2 protein-coding genes and 1 pseudogene are annotated in these 3066 nt (G+C 66.0%); 1 reads left to right on the top strand and 2 read right to left on the bottom strand.

The window, feature by feature from the left end; genetic code table 11:
* Positions 1-475 precede the first annotated feature (475 nt).
* Both FHT09_RS20040 and ttcA read right to left on the bottom strand, forming a co-directional pair.
* The gene (locus tag FHT09_RS20040) at positions 476-1381 is read right to left on the bottom strand and encodes a recombination-associated protein RdgC (protein ID WP_007974628.1); all 906 of its coding nucleotides are present in this window, start codon (positions 1379-1381) and stop codon (positions 476-478) included.
* A 66-nt stretch (positions 1382-1447) separates the two neighbouring features.
* On the bottom strand, positions 1448-2368 hold the full coding sequence (ttcA, locus tag FHT09_RS20035) for a tRNA 2-thiocytidine(32) synthetase TtcA (RefSeq protein ID WP_104607324.1): 921 nt from the start codon (positions 2366-2368) through the stop codon (positions 1448-1450).
* A gap of 482 nt (positions 2369-2850) precedes the next feature.
* On the opposite strand from ttcA, the pseudogene FHT09_RS20030 reads away from it, so the two are divergent.
* Positions 2851-3066, top strand: a pseudogene (locus tag FHT09_RS20030) (xylose isomerase); the annotation flags it as partial.

Here is a 3066-nt window from a genome sequence, read left to right as displayed (position 1 = left end):
CGCCCACCATCGCAGGACACGCCGCAAGTACGTCCCTGTAGGCTCTTACGCGGCATCCATGCCGCGTAAGGTCCCGCGACGGTGGGCGGGCAAGGGCCAGTCAAAATGGTCGGTGTGTGGTTGCAAACAGGGCATGACCTGCGCCGGTCGGATCACTGTGCGTCGACCAGCTTTTCACTCCCCTCCTTCGCATGCCGAGCGGTGGACAGGTTTTCGACACGCAAGCTGCAAACTTTTCATTGCCTGGCGCAGCGCAGCCGGACAACACGCTTTCAAGAAAGCAGCCGACCAACTGTCTGGCGCGGTGCCCTCGCCGGTTGCGGGACCCTTGGCGGCATGGATGCCGCCAAGGAGACTCCACGAACGGATGCACGGCGTGTCCCGCGAGCGGTGAGGGCACCGCGCACTCGACTCAACGGGATTTTGACTCGAGCATCGATCGCGACGACACGACGCCACCGCCCGACCGTTGCACTCACTCGGCCTTGCTCAGCTTCAACGCGGTTTCCAGCAGCAGGAACAGGCGCCGGATTTCCGCGCTCATCAGCGCGAAGCGGGCATCGAGTTCGGCGCGTGCGCCGTCGTCTTCGCTGTGTTCGAGCTGGTCCAGTGCGCCGTCGAGGAACTTGAGCTTGCGGATCACCAGATCGTCGCCGAGCACGAACGACAGATTGTCGTCCAGCACCAGCGCCAGCTTGGTCACCTGCTTGCCGGCTTCCAGGTGCTTGTCGATCTCGTCGCCGCGCAGTTCCTGGTGCTGGCACTTGACCACCGCGCCGCCTTCGATCGGGTCCTTCATCTCGCACTCTTCGCCCAGGCTCAGGCCTTCGGGCAAGGGTTCGCCGGCGATCCAGCCGGTGAGGATGGCGCGCGGTGCGACTTCGGCATTCAGCGGCAGCGCCGGGAAGCTGCCGAGCGCGCCGCGGATCTCGCTCATCACGTTCTCGCCGCTCTTGCGGCTGGAACTGTTGACCGCGATGTAGCCGTGCTGCAGGTCCAGGATGGCATCGGTGCGCGAGCTCTTGACGAAGGCGCGCGGCAACAGCTCATGGATCAGGTCGTCCTTCAGGCGCTTGCGCGCCTTGCCGCCGGGGCGACGGCCTTCCTTCTCTTCGATCTCGGCGACCTTGCGCTCGAGCAGGTCGTTGACCACCGCGCCGGGCAGGATCTTGTCCTCGCCGCCGACGGTGAGCCAGAGAAAGTCTTCCAGACGGTGCGAGAGCACTTCCTGCTCGTCGCGGCCGAACGGGGAGATGAAACCGCGCGAGCTCATTTCCAGCGGGCCGACCGGCTTGAGCTGCACTTGCGGCAACAGCGTGTCGATCTCGGAGAAATCCAGCGTGGTCGGGAAACGGAACAAAGTGAGATTACGAAAGAACATGCGTCGGACCGAAGAGGAGGAAGAAACGTGGAGGGTGGAAAGACTGCCAGTGCCGCGATGGCCGCGTCAGTCGCTGTCGTGTGCGCTGTCGCCGGCGGCGAGCCAGGCGCTGGAATCGGGATCAGGATCGGGTGGTGCTGCATCGCCGCTATGGCCCAGCGCCAGGAAATCGAACAGGGTGCGGTCGGCCAGTTGCGCGGGCCGCACATCGCCCAGCGCGCGGGCGATCTGCTCGACCCGCCCAGGCTGCTCGCGGTCCCACTGCTGCAGCATCCGCCCGACCTGCTGGCGCTGCAGGTTTTCCTGGCTGCCGCACAGGTTGCACGGAATGATCGGGAACTGGCGCGCCTGCGCGTAGTCGGCGATATCGGCCTCGCGCACATAGGCCAGCGGGCGGATCACCACATGCGCGCCGTCGTCGCTGCGCAGCTTGGGCGCCATCGCCGCAAGCCGGGCGTGGTGGAACAGATTCATGAAGAACGTGGCCACGATGTCGTCGCGATGGTGGCCGAGCGCGATCTTGGTCACGCCATGCGCCTGCGCATAGGCGTACAGCGCGCCGCGCCGCAGCCGCGAGCACAACGAACACATGGTCTTGCCGGCCGGAATCACCCGGCTGACCACCGTATAGGTGTCCTGCTCGACGATGTCGAACGGTACGTTCAGCCCGCGCAGGTAAGTGGGCAGCACCTGCGCGGGGAAGTCGGGCTGCTTCTGGTCCAGATTGACCGCCACCAGGGTGAACGGCACCGGCGCCTTGCGCTGCAACTGCAGCAGCATGTCCAGCAAGGTGTAGCTATCCTTGCCGCCGGACAGGCACACCATGATCTTGTCGCCGGCGGCGATCATGCCGAAGTCGGCAATCGCCTGGCCTACCTGGCGCTGCAGGCGTTTGCCCAGGCGCAACTGCTCACGCTGCAGCCGCTGGCGCGGGTCGCGCGGCGCGGGGTCGGCCAGGGGTTGCGGCAGCGGCAGGACAGCGGTCATAAGCCGGCCATTGTAGCTGCCCCGCGCGCGGCGAGCCGGCGCCGCGCTTGCGCGGCTGAATGCGCGGTCGGCCGCTTGCGGGCGAGGCGTTCGGCGCGGGTTTGGCGGTGCTGCGACATCAGCGAACCGATCACGGCTGGCAGGTCGGCCGCAGGTGGTTGGCGCAGCGGACATCTCGCAGCGCAGCAAGCCTTTCGGCGCCGGGCTGGGTAAAGTCGGGCAGACCGCTTCACTCCGGATCGGCATGGCATCTTCAGCTTCGCTCCACCGCGCGGCTTTTTTCGGTCGCGATTGTGGTAGCGCTAACATTCTGCACGGCATGGGTCAGGCCCTGTGCCGGCGTCCGTCTCCGGCGCTGATTGAGAGTGCGCGCCGGTGGCGGCGGTGACGGCCTGTATGCGCAATCGCTGCGCTGCGTGGCTGGTCACTCGCGTGCGACATCTTTCCCTTCTCCCCTCGCCTCTGTGCAGGAGTTCCATCCCATGAGCAACACCGTCTACATCGGCGCCAAGGAATATTTCCCCGGTATCGGCAAGATCGGCTTCGAAGGCCGCGACTCGGACAACCCGCTGGCGTTCAAGGTCTACGACGCCACCAAGCAGGTCGGCGACAAGACCATGGCCGAGCATCTGCGCTTTGCCGTGGCCTACTGGCACAGTTTCTGCGGCAACGGCGCCGATCCGTTCGGCCCGGGCACG

Source organism: Xanthomonas sp. CFBP 8152, assembly GCF_014199025.1.
GTDB classification, from domain to species: Bacteria; Pseudomonadota; Gammaproteobacteria; order Xanthomonadales; family Xanthomonadaceae; genus Xanthomonas; species Xanthomonas arboricola_B.
Note: the sequence above shows the minus strand (reverse complement) of the source record. Positions and strands in the feature narration are given on the sequence as shown.